At 52.9% G+C, this 15,755-nt stretch carries 14 protein-coding genes; 4 read left to right on the forward strand and 10 right to left on the reverse strand.

The genetic code is table 11. The features are described from left to right. Positions 1-73: 73 nt before the first annotated feature. The 10 genes from ACH5Y9_RS02655 to ACH5Y9_RS02700 all read right to left on the reverse strand — a co-directional run bounded on the left by ACH5Y9_RS02655 (position 74) and on the right by ACH5Y9_RS02700 (position 9,646). On the reverse strand, positions 74-823 hold the full coding sequence (locus ACH5Y9_RS02655) for a flagellar brake protein (RefSeq protein ID WP_445368414.1): 750 nt from the start codon (positions 821-823) through the stop codon (positions 74-76). A gap of 341 nt (positions 824-1,164) precedes the next feature. Next, positions 1,165-1,527, reverse strand: a complete 363-nt coding sequence (locus tag ACH5Y9_RS02660) for a roadblock/LC7 domain-containing protein (protein ID WP_033155499.1) — start codon at positions 1,525-1,527, stop codon at positions 1,165-1,167. A gap of 10 nt (positions 1,528-1,537) precedes the next feature. Beyond that, entirely contained in the window at positions 1,538-2,101 is a 564-nt protein-coding gene (locus ACH5Y9_RS02665) for a protoglobin domain-containing protein (protein ID WP_205450894.1), read from the reverse strand. 139 nt (positions 2,102-2,240) lie between these two features. Then, positions 2,241-2,462 (reverse strand): flagellar regulator YcgR PilZN domain-containing protein, encoded by a 222-nt coding sequence (locus ACH5Y9_RS02670; protein ID WP_445368415.1) that lies wholly within the window; start codon positions 2,460-2,462, stop codon positions 2,241-2,243. A gap of 270 nt (positions 2,463-2,732) precedes the next feature. Further along, a complete protein-coding gene (locus tag ACH5Y9_RS02675; protein ID WP_445368416.1) occupies positions 2,733-4,649 on the reverse strand; it encodes a pentapeptide repeat-containing protein in 1,917 nt (638 codons plus the stop codon). 118 nt (positions 4,650-4,767) lie between these two features. Continuing rightward, positions 4,768-6,198: a two-component system sensor histidine kinase CreC gene (creC, locus tag ACH5Y9_RS02680; protein WP_445368417.1), complete on the reverse strand. Its 1,431-nt coding sequence runs from the start codon at positions 6,196-6,198 to the stop codon at positions 4,768-4,770. Next, entirely contained in the window at positions 6,195-6,887 is a 693-nt protein-coding gene (gene creB, locus ACH5Y9_RS02685; RefSeq protein WP_445368418.1) for a two-component system response regulator CreB, read from the reverse strand. Before creB ends, creC begins: the two co-directional genes overlap by 4 nt. A gap of 4 nt (positions 6,888-6,891) precedes the next feature. Continuing rightward, positions 6,892-7,308 (reverse strand): DUF350 domain-containing protein, encoded by a 417-nt coding sequence (locus ACH5Y9_RS02690; RefSeq protein WP_445368419.1) that lies wholly within the window; start codon positions 7,306-7,308, stop codon positions 6,892-6,894. Between the two features lie 2 nt (positions 7,309-7,310). Next, positions 7,311-8,441 (reverse strand): glutathionylspermidine synthase family protein, encoded by a 1,131-nt coding sequence (locus ACH5Y9_RS02695; protein ID WP_445368420.1) that lies wholly within the window; start codon positions 8,439-8,441, stop codon positions 7,311-7,313. 2 nt (positions 8,442-8,443) lie between these two features. Further along, positions 8,444-9,646 (reverse strand): hypothetical protein, encoded by a 1,203-nt coding sequence (locus ACH5Y9_RS02700; protein WP_445368421.1) that lies wholly within the window; start codon positions 9,644-9,646, stop codon positions 8,444-8,446. 534 nt (positions 9,647-10,180) lie between these two features. Between ACH5Y9_RS02700 and ACH5Y9_RS02705 the strand changes: the two genes are divergently transcribed. The 4 genes from ACH5Y9_RS02705 (at position 10,181) to ACH5Y9_RS02720 (ending at position 15,727) form a co-directional block, all read left to right on the forward strand. After that, on the forward strand, positions 10,181-10,993 hold the full coding sequence (locus ACH5Y9_RS02705) for a formate/nitrite transporter family protein (RefSeq protein WP_445368422.1): 813 nt from the start codon (positions 10,181-10,183) through the stop codon (positions 10,991-10,993). Positions 10,994-11,069: 76 nt separating this feature from the next. Beyond that, the gene (cynS, locus tag ACH5Y9_RS02710) at positions 11,070-11,513 is read left to right on the forward strand and encodes a cyanase (protein WP_101054970.1); all 444 of its coding nucleotides are present in this window, start codon (positions 11,070-11,072) and stop codon (positions 11,511-11,513) included. A 19-nt stretch (positions 11,514-11,532) separates the two neighbouring features. Continuing rightward, on the forward strand, positions 11,533-13,371 hold the full coding sequence (locus tag ACH5Y9_RS02715; protein WP_445368423.1) for a protein kinase domain-containing protein: 1,839 nt from the start codon (positions 11,533-11,535) through the stop codon (positions 13,369-13,371). Positions 13,372-13,576: 205 nt separating this feature from the next. Continuing rightward, the gene (locus ACH5Y9_RS02720) at positions 13,577-15,727 is read left to right on the forward strand and encodes a TonB-dependent receptor plug domain-containing protein (RefSeq protein WP_445368424.1); all 2,151 of its coding nucleotides are present in this window, start codon (positions 13,577-13,579) and stop codon (positions 15,725-15,727) included. Positions 15,728-15,755 lie beyond the last annotated feature (28 nt).

A 15,755-nucleotide genomic window follows, 5' to 3' on the forward strand; every position in this document is an offset into this window, starting at 1 on the left:
AAGGTATTGCCGTTTTTGGTTTGAGCCTAGCTAAACTTGGAGATTAACGGAAACCGGGCGGTTTAGCGCCGATTCAATGACTCTCGATGTTTTTCAGCATCCGTTCGATAGATTGCATGTAGATCTGCACACTGCTCTCAAAAGTCGGCGAAATGGCGGTAAATTGAAAACCTATGCGATGCGCGGTGCTTATCGTATTGGTTTTGACGTCGATACTGTATTTGGCGTGCATCCCAACGTCGGCGTGGTGGTGTTCGTGGTCTTGCAGAAATAAGGTGCAACTGACGACTTCAACACTAAGCAATTCCTGTTGCAAATCATGGTCTGGATTCAATAAAGCCAGTCCGCACAAGCCAATATCGATCAGTTTTAAGGTTTTAACGACAGATATTTGTTCGCCATCCGCACCGCTTAGCTTAAAACCGAATTGGCAATACGTGCCGGCATGCGATTGCGGCACTTTCACCCGGTAATAATTGCGCCGTTGCCGCCAGTACAGTCTATCGGGCAAGGGCATGATTAGTACCGCACCATGCGTGCTTTGCGCCAGTTTGATGTTCACCCCCTGAAAAGCCGCATCAATCCCATCCACCTGCGTAAAGAAATGCGCGCGCTTGCTCAGTAACAAACGGTCCGTCAATTCCTGGGTGGGCGCAATGTCTATCGCCAAGGTATTGTGTTTAGGGTCGATTTGCACAATCGCAGTTAAAAACGCCTGATTATCCGCGCCATAGCGAGCCGACAAAATGCAATTACGCTGCTGGATCTCCGTTAAATAATTGACAATCTGTTTCGGGCTAAAAATCGCGTAGTCGTTTTCCATTGCTAGTGATCATCGGTTTTGCAAATATGCGGAAAATATACGTTAAAAACCGGATTGTTGCCTTGTTGGAAATAAGGAGGGGCTTAAGCTTTTTAGGGCGGGGACGTTTAGGTCTAGTGGGTGCAACGCTGGAGCAATGAGTGAGTGACTATGTGACAAAACCAGGCTAAGTTGTCAGGGAAGCATAGCGCGCACCTTGATCTATCTAGCTTTGGTATTGACATCTGCCGGGGAGCGGTAAAGGTATTTGAAGGCGGGGATCGACTGCCTGATGCGGAAAACAGTCTGACCGGTGGTAAGATCGAGGTGACGGGTGTAATCCCGTCACTCCAATTCAATCTTTACAGCATCTCCGCGATCTGAACCGCCGCTCGCTTAACATCAAGAAATATCAAGCCCAATTTGGCCGATGACTTGGTTAAAACGGTGAGAACACCCTCAGAGCCGGCATAGGTCATTAACACATAGCCAGCCTTACCTTTGATCAGCACTTGCTCCAACTCGCCTCTCGCCAGCTCTTGCGCAGTCCGGTCACCTAATGACAACATCGCGGCGCTCATCGCGCCTACCCGGTCTTCGTCCATGGAAGCCGGTAATACCGAGGCCATCATTAAACCATCAGTCGATATCACGCCACTGGCTTCGATGTCGGCCGATGAACCATTCAATTCCGTCAAAACAGATATTAATAAATCCGCGCGCATAGTGATCTCCTTATTTGTCTCTGTAGGCCAAGGCCAGATTGGTGAATAACGTGCGGCTCATGCCGGAAATTTTCAAAAACTTTTCCAGTTCTTCCGCCAGGCTCGAGGCTTGATAGGATTGCTGCATCACCAGCAATGAAAAGCCGGTTACCGAGTTAACCGCGGCAATCGTCCGAGCGCAATATTGCTTATCGTCACCAAAGGTTTCAACTATCAGCGTGAAAAGACGGTTATTGATCAAAGTCATCGCTCCGGCCATGAATTCGACAGGCAATTTAACCTTGACATGCACATCACCGACCTTGAACATCTGTGCGGTAAAGTCTTTATCATAGGGGCCTGTGAACAGCCCTTCCATCCATAGGCGGTGGGTTTTTTTCAGACCCTCGACTCGTCCTTCCAGAAACGAAGCCGTTTCCGGTATGGTGGCCAACTGTTGATAAAATTCGTCGGTTACCGCCGCCAGATACGGCTTAATTTGCGACCCAACCTCTAGCAACAAAGCTTCCTTATCGGGGGTAAACCCGCTAAACGATTTGCCGTATACGGTCAGCTTTTCGAAATCCAGTGACATTAAACAATCTCCTCGTGAACTTAAAAAAATGCAACCGACTTTGTGGGGGGTGTTTTTAGTGCGGCCGCATGGTCTTGCTAGTTAGACTCAGCGAGGAAAGCATATACCAGGTTTTTTTTTGGGTATTTTTCTGCGTTGCTTATTTGCGGTTTATGAGAATTGGCTCGCAAACCATAATGTTATTAATTTTTCGAGCGTCTATCCCCAAAGCATTGTGCTTAAGGTCAATTTGTACCATTGCGGTTAAAACCGCTTGATCATTAAAGGCATAGCGAGCGGACAAAATGCAATGACGCCGCGGGATTCCCGTTAGGTAATTGATAATGTGTTTTGGGCTGGAAATCGCGTAATTGTCTTCCATCGATAGTGATCATCGTTTTTGAAAATATGCGGAAAAAATACGTTAAAGACCGGATTGTTGCTGGCTGGAAACAAGTGATGTCTAGGGCGGGTTGGCGATAGTGGTTGCGTGACAAATCGAAGCTAAATTGTTAGGGAACACAATCGCGCACTCTGGCCTAAAGGGCTGTGAGGGGACATAAGCAGGGATCGTGTGTGCGTTTGTTTGATGAATTGGATTTGTTGGGGGCGTTAACTGCATGGCTTTTGCTCAGATGTGGGTCACGGCAGCTTATTCGCACAACTTAGCGCCAGCGGCAAGTGGATCGAATCCTTCCGGCCATTTGCTCTTAACGTCGAAACACAGGCCTGTAAGCTTCGCTTCTTCCAGATTCGCCGAGGAAAAATCCACCTCTCTCAGCTTTGCGTTGGATAAATCGGCATGGGCAAATGAAGCTTCGGTAAAATTCACTGCCGTAAAATGGGCATTGGTGAGATTGGTGTACTCGAAGTTAGCCTTATTGTAGCTGCCACCTTGAATATCCAAGCCGATCAGCGTGGCATGAGAAAAATCACTGTTATCGAAATTGGAGTGCTGAAATCTAAATCTCGACAAGTCTCCGTCAACATAGTAGGAATTCGAAGCATCTATACCTTGCAGTACTATTCCCCATGGAAAGCGATACGTAGTTGGTGGAGCGGTTCGCGGGGGATTTTCCTTGCAACCAGTCCATATAGGAAAGACCAGTAATTTTGCTATTTCCAAGTTATACGGCAACTTAGTATGGCAGTCGACAATAACGGGACCCCAATCAACATCGGTGAGATTGGCCTTGGACAAGTCAGAGTCTTGTAGATTAGTAATTTTCCCTTCTGCTACGCCAAAAATAGCTCCCTTAAGATTCGTGGATTGAAAGATCGTGCCGCGTAAATCGGCACCTCGAAAGTCCGCGCCAGATAAATCCTGATCAACGAATTTCAAACCGCGTAGATTGGCTGAAACCATACGTTTGCCGTGCAATTTAGTGTTGTTGATCGAAGCTCCCTCAAAGGAAGCGAGCCTCATGTCGGCTCTAGAAAAATCGGCATCATCGAGTATCGCGTTGTCGAAGTTTGTGGCAAACAAAACGGTGTCACCAAAGTCGGCGTGTCGAAGATCAGCGTGATTGAATTGTGTTTCGGATGCGCTTTTTAGATTACGAAATTTCGCATGACTGAGTTTCGCTCCCTTGAAATTAGAGCTATGTATATCGGATTCAGAGAAATCGGCATTACTCAAATCGGCTCCGGAGAAATCCGTATTGCTAAGTTTGGCGCCCCGGAAATTGGCACCAGCCAAATTCAGGCCGGCGAAAGACGAATGATCCAAATCATTTTCGTAACCGCTAAAGTCTCTGTCGTCCCCAAGTTCTTGAATTCTGCCAAGTTTTAACAAAGCAAAAGTTTTTCCATGTCTAGCAGTACTATTCTGTATATCCAGTTTTTGGATAGCCTGATAGTCTGCCAAAGCAAGTTCATAGGCGCCTTGTTTGTATCGGGCGTCGGCCCGGCCTACCAAGGCTGATAGGTCTTTGGGTCGTAGTTTAAGTATTTGGTTAAACGCCAGTTCTGCCGCAGGATAGTCCTGATTTCGAACGAAAAAGGTGGCTTGTTCTCGTAATAACACTTGGTTTTTACGTGTATTTCGTAACAGGGAGAATAAGGAATTCCGTTTTTTTCGGTAAGCATCAATGGCTTTTTTATATCGATTATCGCCGTGCTCAATAGAATATGCATAAGGGAACATCATGCACATGCTAGTTTTGAAACCATTCCGAGCATTGCCGTCAGCAAACACGGTTACCTCCTTGCCAACCGAAAAATCCCATCCGCAACTCGCGCTATTGTTATGAAATTCGATATCGATCTCTTTGGATTCCGGTCCTTTATAGGAGGTTGTCAGTTTAAATTTAGCGCGGCTTGATCCGAGTTCATCGGGTATTGTGGCAATGCTATATTTGTCCGCTACGGATGTCGGCACAATTTTTTCAACCGATTCAACAATACCTTTGAAAATCAATGTGCTGGCTTGAAGATACTCTTCCGGCTCTGGATCCCAACAACTGCAAGCAAATACCTGTATCGGCAATACAGCCAAGCAGAAAACTATGACTCTAAAGATCATATTTGCCAGCTTGCCACGCTTGGCTGGTTTTGAGAATATGGACATTGAAATTGACGACTGCAATTATCGATGTTTTCATTTTTCTTCCTTATGATTAGTCAGAATTCAGGAGTTTGGAATGATGATCAGACAAAGGTAAATTGATCGTCGATTACACTGTTTCTCAATCACTTGCCGACAAATTCAACACTGCCATCGCCCCGCCGCCCTCTGCATTGCCGACCTTGATCTCGCCGCCATGTAGCGCAGCCATTTCTCGAACGAAAGCCAGTCCCAGGCCGGTGCTCTTACGGCCATTGTTGGGGCGGGGCAGGGAGTAGAAGCGTTCGAACACTCGCGCCAGCGCGTAGTCAGGAATGCCGGGGCCGTGGTCGCGGAAGCGCAAGATGATTTGCTTGCCGTCGCGGCGGCCGTCGATTTCGATTGTGGACTTGGCAGGGGCAAAGGCCAAGGCGTTATCCAAAAGATTGGAGATGGCCTGCCGTAATAAAAACTCTTCCGCCAACACGGGTAGCGGTTCGTCTACCGACACTGCGGTTTGCAAATTGAGTTGCAGCAGTTGCGGGGCTTTTTCGGCCAGGACGCTATTAAGCAATTCGCCTAAATCCAATAGCTGTGGATCGGATAGCTGCTGGCGCTGCTCCAATTCCGCCAGTCCCAGTAGTCGTTCGATTAATTGGTCCAGGCGTTCGGCTTGTTCGCGGGCATTGCCGGCGAAGCGACGGCGGTCGGCATCGGGTAACGGATCTTCCAGCAATTCCGCCGCGCCGCGAATCGCTGCCAACGGGCTTTTCATCTCGTGGGTCAGGGTTTGTACGTAACGCTCGACGTATTGTTTGCCTTCCAATTCCTGGCGCATGGTTTCCAAAGCGTGCGCCAGCGTGGACAGTTCGACGCTGCGCAATTTGGGCGGGCTGGCTTTGCCGCCGGAGGTAACGGTACGAGCATAAATGACCAACAATTCTACAGCGCGGGTCAAGCGCCAGTTGAATATCGCGCCGAATAGTAAAGCGCCGCCGAACAACCAGAAGGCCCCGCGTTGTATGGCATGCTTGCTGGCGTCGACAATGGGTTGCAGCAGGGCGGTGGGGTAGGCGACGGTGACCACGCCGATCAATTTATCGCCGTCGCGCACTGGCGCCGCGACATGCATCGTCGAACTAGTCTTGTCGCCGGGATGGGTTTGCGAGGAACGCGCGCCGTATTGGCCTTGCAGGGTTAGATACACATCGTTCCAGCGAGAGTAGTTTTCGCCGATTGCCGTTCCCGCCGAATCAAATTGGACGATGCCGGCCGCGTCGGTGACGTAAACCCGGTAATCCAGCGTTTGTTTCGGAAAGCCGAAGATGGTCGCGGATACCGGCCGTGTGCTATAGCGCTTGACCGCTTGAGCGAAATGGCCGTCGGCGATGCTGCCTTGCCGCAGATCCGGTGCGGCCAGTTCGGCCAGCAGGTTGGCGGTATCCACCAAACTGGCTTCCAGCGCGGTACGCACGCCGGGGCCGATCTGCTTCACCACCAGCATTAACACCAGTTGCCCGGTCACGGCCACCAGCAGGAAATAGCCTAAAAACAGCCGTACCGATAACTTCATCGGCTTTGCAAGCTATAACCCAAGCCGCGATGCGTGCGTATCGGATCTTGATCGGCGGCGGCCAAGCGCAGTTTGGCGCGCAGGGTTTTGATGTGGGTATCGACGGTGCGGTCGAACACATCGCCGGGGTCTTGCCAGATTCTTTCCAACAGTTGTTCGCGGGAGAAAATCCGCTCGGGGTGTTCGATGAATAGTTTCAGCAACAAAAATTCGTAACGGGTCAAATCCAGTAAGTGTCCGTAAAAACGGATGCGGCCAGCTTGACTATCCAGTTCGAATTGTCCGGCAAGCGTAGGCAATTGATCGGTGGCGATGGCCGCATTTAGCCGGCGCAGGATCACTCCGACTCTGGCCGCCACTTCGCGCGGGCTGAACGGCTTGGTGACGTAGTCGTCGGCGCCGATTTCCAAACCAACGATGCGGTCGATTTCGTCGCCGTGCGCGGTCAGAAAAATCACCGGAATATCCGAAAATCGACGCAACTGCCGGCACAAGTCAAAACCGTTACCGTCCGGCAGGCCGACGTCGAGGATGACAAGGTCGAAAGCTTCGGCCCTTAGTCGGCTCAAGGCGGTTTGCAGCAAGCCGACATGTTCGGTTTGATAACCGCTGCTGTTCAGCACGTAAATCAAGGTGTCGGCAATCGCCGGTTCGTCTTCGACGATTAAGATGCGTTTGCTGGCATTCACGGCGTTAATAAGTCATGCAGGCCGCGCTTAATAAGCCCGCCGCCAGCGCAAAGCCGGCCAGCATGATGGCTGGCCCCAGTTCGTCGTCGGCAATGCGCTTACACAGATCGGCAAAGGCCAGCCGCAGCCCGACAAACACCAGCACTTGCAAAAATAAAGCAATGCCTGCCCAAATCAACATATCGATAAACGACATGCTGTTGGCGATAGCCCCGGACAGCGCCAACACAAAGCCCAGCAGCGCAGCGCTAAACGCCACGGCCGGGGCGGTTTTGCCCTCGCGGATCAGTTTGAATTCGGCGTAGGGCGTAATCCACAGATAGCAGAAAGCAAACGCGCCAGTTAGCGCGGCGGCCGCGACGAAGTGCAGAAAAAAGCCGTTGGCGCCGGCCAGGATGTTAGAGAGGTCTAGCGATTCCATAGTCAATTCTCGACGAAATAATGCGGGATGAAGCGGCTATTGTTGCCGGTGATTTCGGTTTTGTCTTCCCGGATGCCGATGCCGGCGGGTTGATCGGCGACGATCCAGGAGCCGATCACCGGGAAATTGCCGGCAAACTCGGGCAGCGGCGTATAGCGTTGATAAATGCAGGCCGCGCCGCCGTAACTGCCGCCGGTTTCGACGAGGCTGGCACCCCGGCGAATCTGGATATTGGCGCCTTCGCGTGAATACAGCGGCTTGCGTACATAATTGCCCAACAAGGGTTTATCGGGGAAGCTGGCCTCCAGCAAATTGGGGTGGCCGGGAAACAGCTCCCACAAAATCGGCAGTATGCCTTTGTTACTGAGCAGCAGTTTCCAGGGCGGTTCCAGCATCGCCGGTTGGGCTTGCGGCAAGTAAGGGCCAAATTCTTCTTGCAACAGCCATTCCCAGGGATACAGTTTGAACAGCGCATCAATGGGGTTATTGCGCAGATCGACAAAGCGTTGCCGGTCGGCGTCCCAGCCGATTTGTTCGATAGCCAGACGTTGGGTTTGCAGCCCGGCTTGCACGGCGGTATCGCGCAGATATTCCAGATTGCCGCTGTCTTCGTCGCTGCTATCAACGCCGGCAAAATGCAGGTTGGGCTGGCGCTGCCGGTAATCTTGCCAAAAGACCAGCAATTTTTCGTGTATTGAATTGAATTGATCGGCGTCCGGATAGCAATCCCGCAACCAGAACCATTGCACCACGCCGGCTTCCAGCAATGCGGTGGGCGTGTCGGCGTTGTATTCCAGTAATTTGGGTTGGCCGCTGCCGTCCCAGGCCAGATCGAAGCGGCCGTAAACGCTGGGTTCGCGGCGTTCCCAGGAGTCGACGATATAGGGCACAGCCCAGTCCGGAATTAACAGTTTGTTGAACAGATTGCTGTCGATGATGGCTTGTACGGCTTGTAGACACAGCGTATGCAATTCGGCGGTGACATCGTCGAGAGTATCGATCTGACTGGCCGTGAAGAGATAGCAGGCAGATTCATCCCAATAAACATCGCCGTCCAGGGTGTGATAATTCATCCCCACGGCTTCCACCCGCTGCTGCCAATCGGCGCGGGGCCTTAGTTCGACCCTTTGCATATTTAGCCGCCGAAGGAACTGTGCGAACCACCGAAGAAACCAAAGCCGCCGCGCCTGACCGAACTATGGCTGTCCGGGCTGCCGTTGCCGCTATAACGGGAGCTCGAGCCGCCGCCGTGACCACCGCTGCTTCGGCATTCAATCGGGTTGCCCTGGTCGTCTACGCAATCTTGTTGGCGGATCCGAAAATCGTCCGGGTTGGCGTGATAATTGGCTAGCGATAAGCCGCCCAATAACGCCAGCGACACCTGCATGGAACGCCGAGGGACTGTCGCTTGCACCGGCCAAGTTTCCGGTGCGGCTTGCAACACGCTTTCCCAGGTGGATAGCCGGGGATAGAAGTCGTAGTGATAAAGCGCGCCTATCGACAACAGCAGATAAAAGTCCAGCCTGTTTCCGCACAGCAGAAACAGCGGTAAGCCCAACCAGGCCACGCCATTGGCGATCAATGCGGAACGGAGGGCCCGTTGCTGGGCCTGTGCTATGCGCACCGTATAGTTCGAAACGCCGATGGGTGGCTTGGCCAGCGTTTGCATTAGCGGATAGGCCGCCAATGCAATCGCAACAAACAACAAGCGCATCGGCCAGGTCGGCAATTGAGGAGCGTAACCGGCAAATAACGGATATTGCCAGTACAGCATCGTCGCATAGATCACATACACCAGCAGATAGACGGCGGTCAGCACGGCCATGAAACGAAAGGACGACACGGCTTTATCGAACTCCACGCAGACAGCGCTGTTGCTACTCAGCGGGCTGCTGGAAAAGCTGCCGAGCCGATAGATGTTACGTCGATACGAATCCACCCATAGTCGCAGCTCCGCCGACAAAAAATTGCCTGCTATTTGAATAGACTCACGTTGGTTTTTGTTGGAGCCGTGAAAAAAGCGCCAGGATTTCGCATTTCCTTGATCTTGGCTATCAGCCACCAGCAAGGCATGGGTTGGAATAGTAGTTTGGCCGAGCCAGCTGTGTTTGACGATTTTGTCGGGATACAGCGTAATCGATTGAGTCGAGATGATGCCAAGCAGCGCCCAAGCAGCATACGCGCCGAATAAAATAAAACTAACTTCGACGATGAAAAAGTTACTTAGAAATCCCGCCCAAGCCATTAGGAAGGCCAGCGCTAATCCCAGTAGCGCAAGTAGTTGTCTCCAAGCGCTGTAAGTAAGAACCAGTTTTTTATTAAGCGACGACGATGGCATAGGCTCGGCTACATAGGGCGATGAGGTTGGGATCGATTGTGAACAATTGTCGGCGAAGCATAGCCGTTACTTGGTGCTTTTGCTGAAAATAGCCGCGAGTGGCCGGTTGCGGGAAGTGGATTGCTGATACTGGCTTCGCATCTGTCTCCGGACTTGTCTCAGATTGGTGTTTTCCTGTTTTGGTGCGGTGGCAGTCCGTTTTGGTGCGCGATGCTGATTTAGCTTGCTGAGGTTGGCAGCGCAAAGCTTAGTTAGGCTGGATTCAAAGCGCTGGCACAATCCGTGCTGCAAGTTCACCGGTGCAATGGCGCACCCTCGGTTCCCTTCAACAACGGCGTTGAAACGTTGCTGGTTTTATAACCCGCAATACTGTTTGCTCGGCCGTTGTCCCGCTTTTCCCTTTCGGACTTTCGCTGACCCCAAACACGCCGTTTCCAAGGGAGCTTTAGCTTGCGCATACAGGCTTAATCAAACGAATGTCGGTGCTTGATAACCACCGACATTCAAGTCCTTCCCACAATTTAAAGGTGAGTTATGTCCTATCTGATCCCTTCGGAATTCGTCACAAAGATGGTCGATGCCGGTGAATCCAAAATCTTCATGTCTACCCGCGACACGTTAATTCGCGCTTACATGGCCGGCGCGATCCTGGCGTTGGCGGCGGTATTTGCGGTGTCGATTACCGTGCAAACCAACTCGCCGATCTTTGGCGCGATTTTGTTCCCGGTCGGTTTTTGCATGTTGTATTTATTGGGTTTCGATTTGCTGACCGGCGTGTTCGTATTAACGCCGCTGGCCTGGTTGGACAAGCGCGCCGGGGTGACGTTGAGCGGCGTGCTCAGAAACTGGGGCTTGGTGTTTTTAGGCAATTTTCTCGGTGCGTTGACAGTGGCGGTGATGATGTCGGTGGTCTTTACTTACGGCTTCTCCGTGGAACCGGACGCCGTCGGCAAAAAACTCGCCGGCATCGGCGAAGCTCGGACGCTGGGCTATGCCAAATACGGCATAGCCGGCTGGCTGACCATTTTTATCCGTGGCATGCTCTGCAACTGGATGGTGTCCACCGGCGTGGTCGGGGCGATGATTTCCACCTCGGTCAGCGGCAAGGTGATTGCGATGTGGATGCCTATCATGCTGTTCTTCGGCATGACCTTCGAGCATTCGGTGGTGAACATGTTTTTGTTCCCGTCCGGTTTGATCATGGGCGGCAATTTCTCGATTATGGATTATTTTGTCTGGAACGAGATTCCCACCGTGTTGGGTAATCTGGTCGGCGGCTTGGCGTTTACCGGTTTGACCTTGTATTCCACACATGTCAGAACCGCACCGAAACGCTCGTTCAACTGATCACAATTCAATCCGGCCTCGACGCTATTTGGCCAGAGGCCTTTTTCTCACTGTGCAATAGGCTAAGGAGTTAAACATGACACGCAACGAAGTGACCGAATTGGTCGTTACGCAAAAACTGGCCAAGCAATTGAGCTGGGCACAACTGGCTGAAGCGATTGGTTTGAGTAAGGAATGGACCACCGCCGCATTGCTGGGGCAGATGACCTTGAATGCCGAACAAGCCGCGATCATTGGTGCGTTGCTGGAGCTGCCGCCCGCGGCTATCGCCCAACTGCAAGTGGTGCCTTACAAGGGCTCACTGCCCAGCGCCGTGCCGACCGATCCATTGATTTACCGTTTCTACGAGCTGGTGAATGTCTACGGCACCACGTTTAAGGCCTTGATCCATGAAGAGTTTGGCGACGGCATCATGAGCGCCATCGATTTTAGTATGGATTTGCAGCGTGAACCCGATCCGAAAGGCGACCGCGTCAAGATCGTCATGAGCGGGAAATTTCTGCCTTACAAGAGTTATTGAGGCTGTTTTGCTGTAAGCCATGTCCGGGAAATTAAGCATCACCGTCGGCCAATATTCCGACAAGGGCCGCAAGCCGCTAAATCAGGATTTTCATGGCGTGTATATCGCCAAGGAGCCACAGTTAAGCGCCAAAGGCATTGCCATAGCCTTGGCCGACGGTATCAGCAGTAGCGAGGTCAGTCATATCGCCAGCCAGGCGGCGGTGACCGGATTTTTGGCGGATTATTTTTGCACCTCAGAAGCTTGGTCGGTGAAGAAGTCGGTGCAACGGGTGCTGACGGCCACCAACTCCTGGCTGTATGCGCAAACCCGGCAAAGCCGCGATTGCTACGACATGGATCGCGGCTATGTCTGCACCTTGAGTGCGCTGGTGATCAAATCCACCACCGCGCATCTGTTTTCTGTGGGCGACACGCGGATTTATCGGGTAAGCGGCGACGAACTGGAACAGCTGACCCACGACCACCGTTTGTGGCTGTCTCAGGAAAAAAGCTATCTGAGCCGAGCCATGGGCATGGACTCGCATCTGGAAATCGACTATCAAACGCTGACTGTCAGCTTGGGCGACATCTTTGTGTTGGCGACCGACGGCGTCTACGAATACGTCAGCCCGCGCTTCGTTACCCAAACTATCCTGCAAGCCGCCGACGATCTGGACGTTGCGGCGAAAGCCATCGTCGAGGCGGCCCACGCAAATGGCAGCAGCGATAATCTGACCGTGCAGATTGTGCGTATCGACCAACTGCCGCTACCCAGCGCCAACGAGTTGTATCATTCCTTAACCGACTTGCCGTTCCCGCCGCCGTTGGACGCCAGGATGGAATTCGATGGTTACACCTTCGTCCGGCAATTGCATGCCAGCAGCCGCAGCCATATCTACTTAGCTGTGGACAACGACACCCAAGCCCAAGTGGTGCTTAAAACTCCATCCATCGATTTGCGCGGCGATCCGGCGTATTTGGAACGCTTTCTGATGGAAGACTGGATTGCACGGCGCATTAATAACGCCCATGTGTTACAGCCGTGCGCCCAGACGCGCAAACGCAATTTTCTCTATGTGGCGACGGAATTTATCGACGGCCAGACCCTGAAACAGTGGATGATCGATCATCCGCAACCTGATCTGGAAACCGTGCGCGGCATTGTCGAACAAATCGCCAAGGGCTTGCGCGGCTTTCATCGTCTGGAAATGCTGCATCAGGATTTGCGGCCGGACAACATCATGATCGACAGCACCGGCACCGTTAAAATCATCGACTTTGGTTCGACGCGGGTGGCAGGCGTGCTGGAAATGGGGACTCCTATCGGCCATCAGCATATGCTCGGTACCGCGCAATATACCGCGCCGGAGTATTTCCTCGGCGAGCCGGGCACGGTGCGCTCGGAGCAGTTTTCCTTAGCAGTGATTACCTATCAAATGCTCACCGGCAAACTGCCTTACGGGGCGGAAGTGGCCAAATGCAAATCAAGGGCGGCGCAAAACAAACTCAATTACGACGCTACTTTGTATCGCAACCGGGATATTCCTAGCTGGGTGGACGATGCGATCCGCAAGGCCGCGCATCCCGATCCGTATAAGCGCTACGAAGATTTATCTGAATTCATTTTTGATTTACGCCATCCCAATCCGGCGTTTTTGACCAAAACCGGTCCGGCATTGCTGGAACGCAATCCGGCAGTGTTCTGGAAAGGCGTGTCCGGCATTTTGGCGGGGATTATCGCGGCCTTGTTAATCGGGCAATCCGCAAATACCGATCAAGCCGAGTCTGTTACCTGCGCCCGGAACAGCCGGGTGGAAGAGGGTGGCCGGTCCCCCGCGCCTGCGGCAAACAGGGCCGGGTCACCCCACAATCGCTAGCCTGCCCATCGGTATCGCCGGCCCGAATTTGCTTGTCTCTGCTATCCTTTCGGCTGTGCCGGAAAACCTGGAAGAATTGATCTGAGTTAATCGATAGGCTGAAAATTAACAAACATCGCCCGCTCCTTGGTATCCTTCGGCAAAATTAGCCCCAGTGTTAATGCATAACTTCCGAAATAACTAGAATTCCAAACTGGAGTTAGCCATGTTGGTCCGCCCGCTGTTTGTCACTTGTTGCGCTTGCCTGATCAGTGCGTCCGCGCATGCGCAACCGGTTTCCACGGAAGAGGAAGAAAGAGCTTTGTCGCAAATCTACGGCACCGAGGATATGGTCAGTATCGCCAGCGGTTACAAACAACCGATTTCCAAAGCCCCGTCGATTGCCACCGTTATCACGGCCGACGACATCAAACAAATAGGCGCCACCGACATAGACGAAGCGTTGGAAAGCGTGCCCGGCCTGCACGTCGAACGCAACACGATAGGCTATAACCCGATTTACACGTTTCGCGGCATTTATTCGCAGTTCAATCAGCAAGTGCTGATGATGATTAACGGCATCCCGATCACCAATTCCTATACCGGTAGCCGCAGCGAGGTGTGGGGCGGCATGCCGATCCGCGACATCGCCCGTATCGAAATTGTGCGCGGGCCGGGATCGGCGGTATACGGTGCCGATGCCTTCGCCGGGGTAATCAACGTCATCACCAAAACTAAACAGGACATCGAAGGTACTGAGGTCGGTGGCCGGGTCGGCAGCTTCGATACCTATGACGGCTGGGCCTTGCATGGCGGCGAATGGGCCGGCTTTGACGTTGCCTTGGCTTTCGAATACCACAAGACTGCCGGGCAGAACGCCATCGTCGATGCCGACCTGCAAAGCCAGTTCGATAGCTTGTTGGGGACCCGCGCTTCGCTGGCGCCGGGGCCGCTGAACATGTCGCGCGACAATCTCGACGCCCGATTGGATTTGTCGCGCGGCCATTGGCGGTTTCGCGGCGGGCTGCAACACCGCAGCGATTTGGGTAACGCCTCGGGTATCGCGCAAGCCCTCGACCCGGTCAACCGTTATGCCAGCGACCGTTGGAACGCCGACGTCACTTACCATAACGCCGACATTGAAAACTGGGATTTGACGACGCAAGCCAGCTATTTCGAAACCAGTCAGGAAATCGAGCGCAATCTGACGCTATTTCCGGCCGGCACTACCTTGCCTATCGGCGCCAACGGCCAGATCGGCGCCGGCGCGCCGGTCACCTTTCCGAACGGTTACATCGGCAATCCCGAGGTGTGGGAACGCCATGTCCGTATCAGCCAGACCTTTGCTTACGGCGGCTTTCAGGGGCATCAGTTACGCAGCGGCATCGGTTTTAATTACGACAGCCTGTTCAAGGCACGGGTCAGTCAGAATTTTGGTATCGATCCTGCTACCGGCACACCGATACCGTCGCTGCCGGGGATTCCGCTGACCGACGTCTCCGGCACCTCCGCGACCTTCATTCCGGAAGTGGACCGGAAAGTGGCATACCTGTTTTTACAAGACCAATGGAATTTTGCCAATGACTGGAGTTTGACCGCAGGTGCTCGTTACGACCGCTATTCGGACTTCGGCAATACCTTCAATCCGCGCGCGGCCTTGATCTGGGAAGCCCGCTACGATTTAACGGCAAAGCTGATGTACGGTTCGGCGTTTCGGGCGCCGTCGTTTCAAGAAATGTATATCATCAACAACCCGGCGCAGCTCGGTAATGCCGCCTTACGCCCGGAAACCATGGAAAACGTCGAATTGGGTTTCGACTATCGGCCGACGGATAGTCTGCGCCTGGGTTTGAATTTCTTTAACTTCTGGTGGAAGGACATCATCCGTTTTGTACCGGATGCCAATGCCACCACTTCGACGGCGCAAAATACCGGTGTCCAGCAAGGCTACGGCACCGAACTGGAGGCGGAATGGCAGGCCGCCGACACTTTGAAAATTATCGGCAACTACGCCTATCAACGTAGCCGCGACCAGGCTCTGGACCGTGATAGCGGGTATGCGCCGCACCATCAGGTCTATCTGCGTCTGAATTGGGAATTTTTGCCCGATTGGCAACTCAGTCCGCAAGCCAAATGGATAGTGGGGCGCGACCGTAGTTTCGGCGATACGCGCAAACCGGTCGCGGATTATACTTGGGTGGATGTGACGCTACGCCGGCAGAATTTGGCCAAGCATCTGGAAGTGGCGTTTTCGGTGCGTAATCTGTTTGATGTCAGTGCCCGGGAACCCAGTCTGGCCGGCAATCCGGCCGCCATTCCTAACGATTTACCATTGGCGCCGCGCAGTTTTTACGGCGAAATCAGTCTTCATTTTTAGCCGAGGCGCCGTTGGTCGGGTCTTGCTT

The sequence above is a fragment of the Methylomonas sp. BW4-1 genome (genome assembly GCF_052474385.1).

What these genes read in the sequence shown, in the direction of transcription:
- ACH5Y9_RS02655 (WP_445368414.1), bottom strand. Translation starts at nt 823, where the DNA reads ATGGAAAACGACTACGCGATTTTTAGCCCGAAACAGATTGTCAATTAT.
- ACH5Y9_RS02660 (WP_033155499.1), bottom strand. Translation starts at nt 1,527, where the DNA reads ATGCGCGCGGATTTATTAATATCTGTTTTGACGGAATTGAATGGTTCA.
- ACH5Y9_RS02665 (WP_205450894.1), bottom strand. Translation starts at nt 2,101, where the DNA reads ATGTCACTGGATTTCGAAAAGCTGACCGTATACGGCAAATCGTTTAGC.
- ACH5Y9_RS02670 (WP_445368415.1), bottom strand. Translation starts at nt 2,462, where the DNA reads ATGGAAGACAATTACGCGATTTCCAGCCCAAAACACATTATCAATTAC.
- ACH5Y9_RS02675 (WP_445368416.1), bottom strand. Translation starts at nt 4,649, where the DNA reads ATGTCCATATTCTCAAAACCAGCCAAGCGTGGCAAGCTGGCAAATATG.
- creC (WP_445368417.1), bottom strand. Translation starts at nt 6,198, where the DNA reads ATGAAGTTATCGGTACGGCTGTTTTTAGGCTATTTCCTGCTGGTGGCC.
- ACH5Y9_RS02690 (WP_445368419.1), bottom strand. Translation starts at nt 7,308, where the DNA reads ATGGAATCGCTAGACCTCTCTAACATCCTGGCCGGCGCCAACGGCTTT.
- ACH5Y9_RS02695 (WP_445368420.1), bottom strand. Translation starts at nt 8,441, where the DNA reads ATGCAAAGGGTCGAACTAAGGCCCCGCGCCGATTGGCAGCAGCGGGTG.
- ACH5Y9_RS02700 (WP_445368421.1), bottom strand. Translation starts at nt 9,646, where the DNA reads ATGCCATCGTCGTCGCTTAATAAAAAACTGGTTCTTACTTACAGCGCT.
- ACH5Y9_RS02705 (WP_445368422.1), top strand. Translation starts at nt 10,181, where the DNA reads ATGTCCTATCTGATCCCTTCGGAATTCGTCACAAAGATGGTCGATGCC.
- cynS (WP_101054970.1), top strand. Translation starts at nt 11,070, where the DNA reads ATGACACGCAACGAAGTGACCGAATTGGTCGTTACGCAAAAACTGGCC.
- ACH5Y9_RS02715 (WP_445368423.1), top strand. Translation starts at nt 11,533, where the DNA reads ATGTCCGGGAAATTAAGCATCACCGTCGGCCAATATTCCGACAAGGGC.
- ACH5Y9_RS02720 (WP_445368424.1), top strand. Translation starts at nt 13,577, where the DNA reads ATGTTGGTCCGCCCGCTGTTTGTCACTTGTTGCGCTTGCCTGATCAGT.